This window comes from Streptomyces misionensis, from assembly GCF_007896895.1.
Lineage (GTDB): Bacteria > Actinomycetota > Actinomycetes > Streptomycetales > Streptomycetaceae > Streptomyces > Streptomyces misionensis_A.
This window is the reverse complement of the sequence record NZ_VOGW01000156.1, coordinates 8,848-12,987: the sequence shown is the minus strand read 5'-3', so window position 1 is coordinate 12,987 and position 4,140 is coordinate 8,848. Positions and strand designations below refer to the sequence as shown.

The following is a 4,140-nucleotide window of genomic DNA, read 5'->3' as shown; positions in this document are numbered from 1 at the left end:
GGGTGGGCTCGCCCATGGTCTGGGTGGTGGTCTTCGAGACGATCGTGCCCTGGATCTTGCAGTCCAGGACGCCGGTGAAGCGCCGGCTGAAGCCGTCGGGGCCGGTGATCGTGAAGTCGTAGCCCTGGTCCTCCTGGAGGGGGACCCCGATGGTGCGGGTGGCGCCGGCCGGGACGGTGTGCTCGGTGTCCATCAGGCGGAAGGTGAAGGGCTGGTCGCCCTTGTTGACGGCCAGGATGTCCACCGTCCCCTTGGCGCAGTTCTTGCGCGCCGAGACCGCCGGTATCGCGCCCTGCGCCGCCCAGCCGGCCGTCGCCGTCGCGGAGACCGCGGACTCGCTGGAGCCGGCCAGGATCTGGGTCTGGCTGCGGCTGTCGGAGGTGAGCGCGCGGCCCACCGGGACGGTCGTCGACGCCTGCACGGTCAGCTGGGCGGAGCCGTCCGCCGCGTCCTGCGGGATGTCGAAGTAGATCCGGCTGCCGTTCTTCGCGACCGTGAGCGGCTTGCCGGCCTTGTCGGTGATCCGGGCGCCGCCGGCGGCCACGCCCGCGGGCGGGATCACCGTGACGGCGCTCGCGTTGGTGTGCACGGTCACCGGGCCCACCAGGCTTCCGGGCCGGCCGGAGACCGCGGGCGGGTCCAGCGACAGCGAGGCGTGCGGCTCGGCGCTGTTCCGCGCGCTGCGCTCCAGGTAGTCGGCGAGCTTCTCGGCCTGCGGGTCCACGGCGTCGACCTTGGCGTGGTCCGAGTACCGCCAGATCGCCACCTGGGTGCCGACCGCCGCGTCCTGCTCGGTGAGGCCGTGCGTACCGGCCCGGCGGGCGAGCGCGGCGAGGTCGTTGACCTGGGGGTAGGAGTTCCGCAGGATCCAGCGGATCTTGCCGGCGTCCCGGTTCGCGCCGAGCGAGGTGCCGCTCCAGGACGTCTCCTGGTAGTGGGCGTCGCGCTGGACCGGGTTGTGCAGGTCGACGCAGTACGTCTGCAGGGTGCCGCCGCCGTCCACGGACATCTCGAACAGCCCCGCGGACACCCGCTGGTCGCCGCCCGCGTCGTGGACCACGGCCTCGCCGAAGGTCTTCAGGCCGTCGATGGTGGCCGTCGCCCCGCCCTCGGTCTGCGGTGCCGCGTCGGCCGCGGCGGTGCCCGCGCCGGACAGCATCCCGGCCGCCACGAGACCGGAGACCGTGGCGGTGGCGGCCAGGCGGGCCACGGCGGTGGACCGGCACAACCCAGAGAGCGCAACAAGCACAGAATTCCCCTTCGAGCAGGACCCGTCGGACGTGGGGGGAAGGTCCCACCAGCAGAATCGCGGCCCCGAGGGGCACGCCCGGCATCCTATGAAGCGGGCGGCACCTCCCCCGCCGGTCGGATGATCCGACGGCTGATCCGATCCGGAATCGTTATCGCCGGACCGCACGTGAGCAGGGCTTATCGATAAATCCACTCGGGCCGATAGCTGACATCACGTCACTGTGGCTGGTTCTGGCGCCTGTTGGACGGGGGCGCCGTCCTCCGTCGCCGCAGGTCCCGGTGTCTCCCAGTCGGGCTCCGGGCGGGGGCGCGCGGCGGGCGGCTCCGGTTTGGCCGCACGGCGGAAGACCGCCGTGCCCCGGGAGAGGTCGTGTCCGATCGCCGTGGCGTCGATGTCCGCCGACGCCCACTGCTGCTGCCCCTCCCGCCCGTCCGTGCGCACCTTCAGCCGGCCCTGCACGACGAGCGGCTGGCCCACCTCCACCGACGCCATCGCGTTGGCGGCGAGCTGACGGTTGGCCCACACCGTGAAGAAGTTGGTGTGCCCGTCCGTCCAGGCGTTCTTCTCGCGGTCCCAGTAGCGCGCGGTGGCCGCGAGCCGGAACCGGAGCGACGGCCCCGCCGCCAGCTCCCGGTACACCGGCGCGGTCGCCACGTTGCCCACCACGCACACCACGGTCTCGTTCATCTTCTTGTCTCCCCTCCGCCCACCCGTGCGGTCCGCCGACGCGGGCCGGGCGGGCGACACGTACGGGCCCGTCCCGTACGGCGGCGTCTGCCACGACCTCAGACTGCCTCCGTCGGGCCGAGCCCGCCGAGCGCTGTGGACGGCCCCCGACCTGTGGAGAACTCCGTCACCCACACGAGTGCCGACCCGCCGGGGAATCCGGATTCAACCCACCGCCGCGTCCGCCCGCACGACCTTCCCGTACTGCTCCCGCACCTCCCGGTACCGCAACAGCTCCGCCGCCACCGGATCCAGCACCCGCGCCCGGCCACAGCTCGCGGCCGCCTCCCGCAATCGCCGTTCCGCGTCCTGGCCATGGCGCCGCGCGGGCCCCCGCGCCGCCATCCGGCACCCCCACTCCACCAGCGGCCCGCCGACGATCCCGCACACCATCAGCAGCACCGGAACACCCAGGTTGGGCGCCATCACCCCGGCGATCTGCCCGGCCAGCCACAGCCCGCCGGCGATCTGCACCAGCGTCATCGCCGCCTGCACCAGCACCGCCGCCGGCCACCAGCCCGGCCGCGACGGCCGCCCGGACGGCTCCCCGGCCCGCTCCGCCAGCTCGTCCAGCGCCTCAGGCAGCCCCTGCGCACCGCGTACGGCGGCCTCGCGCACCGCCTGCGCCCACGGCACCGGCAGCCCCGCCGACGCCCGGTCGGCCACCGTACGCACCGCCTGCTCCACCCGCTGCCGCGCCGTCGCCTCCTCGTCGGCCTGGACGCGCACCTGATGGCGGCCGGTCGGGGCCGTGCCGCGCCGCTGGTACCAGCGCCACAGCCGCAGCCAGGGCGTGCCGCAGGCCCGGTTGGCGTTGCGCAGCCAGGCCCGCTCGGCCGCGTCGCCCGCCGCGGTGGCGCCCACCGCGTCCGCGAGCCGCGCGGCGAACTCCTCGCGCGCCTCCTCGCTGAGGCCGACCCGGCGCCCGGCGGCGTAGACGGGCCGCAGCTCGGCCGCGGCGGCGTCCACATCGGCGGAGACCCGGCGAGCCGCCGCCCCCCGCTCGGTCACGAACTCGCCCAGTGCCTCGCGCAGTTCGCCGACGCCCTCGCCGGTGAGCGCGGACAGCGCGAGCACGGTGGCCCCGGGCTCGCCGTGCTCGCCGAGTGCCACCCCGTCCTCGTCCAGCAGTCGCCGCAGGTCGTCCAGGACCATGTCGGCGGCCTCCCCGGGCAGCCGGTCCACCTGGTTGAGGACGACGAACATGACCTCGGCGTGCCCGGCCATGGGCCGCAGATAGCGCTCGTGCAGCACGGCGTCGGCGTACTTCTCCGGGTCCACCACCCAGATCACCGCGTCGACCAGCTTCAGGATCCGCTCGACCTGTTCGCGGTGCGCCACGGCGGCGGAGTCGTGGTCGGGCAGGTCGATCAGGACCAGGCCGCGCAGCTGCTTCTCGCCGTCCGGGCTGTGCAGCGGCCGGCGGCGCAGCCGGCCCGGGATGCCGAGCCGGTCGATGAGGCCCGCGGCACCGTCGCTCCAACTGCACGCGATCGGCGAGGCGGTGGTCGGACGCCGTACGCCCGTCTCCGAGATCGCCACTCCCGCAAGCGCGTTGAACAGCTGTGACTTGCCGCTGCCGGTGGCGCCCGCGATGGCGACGACCGTGTGCCGGCCGGACAGCTTGCGGCGCGCCGCCGCCTCGTCCAGCACCCGGCCCGCCTCGGCGAGGGTCTGGCCGTCCAGACGGGCCCGGGAGAGGCCGACGAGTTCGCCCAGCGCGTCCAGCCGGGAGCGCAGGGGCCCCTCGTAGGCCAGCGGGACCGGGGGGACGGCACCGCCCGGGCCACGGCTCGGGGCCGGCTCCAGGGCGGTGGTCCGCCCTGCGGTGAGGGGGGTGGCGGAGGTGTCGGTGACACGGCGGGCGATCAGACCGTCGTCCCACGCGCCGGCGGAATCGGCGGGGGCAGATGCCTCCGGGTCCGGTGAGGCCGGTGAGGTGCCTGAGGCCGGTGAGGCGGAAGAGCCCGGTGAGGCCGGTGAGTTCTTGGGCGGGGCTGAAGCGGCCGGCGCCGCGGAAGTGACCTGCGCGGCCTTCGGACCCGACCCCGCGTCGGAGGCACCCGGGGCATTCGTGATCCTCGTGACCACCGAGGCGGCCGAGACACCTGAAGCACCGGAGCCCCCGGGACCACCAGAACCACCAGGAACACCAGAAACAC

General features: G+C 74.6%; 3 protein-coding genes. All 3 read right to left on the bottom strand.

Features of this window, described 5'->3' with window-relative positions:
* A partial coding sequence (locus FRZ03_RS25880; protein WP_186785615.1) for a Cys-Gln thioester bond-forming surface protein occupies window positions 1–1,159 on the bottom strand: 1,159 nt, incomplete at its 3' end.
* A gap of 303 nt (window positions 1,160–1,462) precedes the next feature.
* Window positions 1,463–1,939, bottom strand: a complete 477-nt coding sequence (locus FRZ03_RS25875) for a single-stranded DNA-binding protein (RefSeq protein ID WP_146467540.1) — start codon at window positions 1,937–1,939, stop codon at window positions 1,463–1,465.
* A gap of 204 nt (window positions 1,940–2,143) precedes the next feature.
* On the bottom strand, window positions 2,144–4,069 hold the full coding sequence (locus FRZ03_RS25870) for a YfjP family GTPase (RefSeq protein WP_261399341.1): 1,926 nt from the start codon (window positions 4,067–4,069) through the stop codon (window positions 2,144–2,146).
* Window positions 4,070–4,140: the final 71 nt, after the last annotated feature.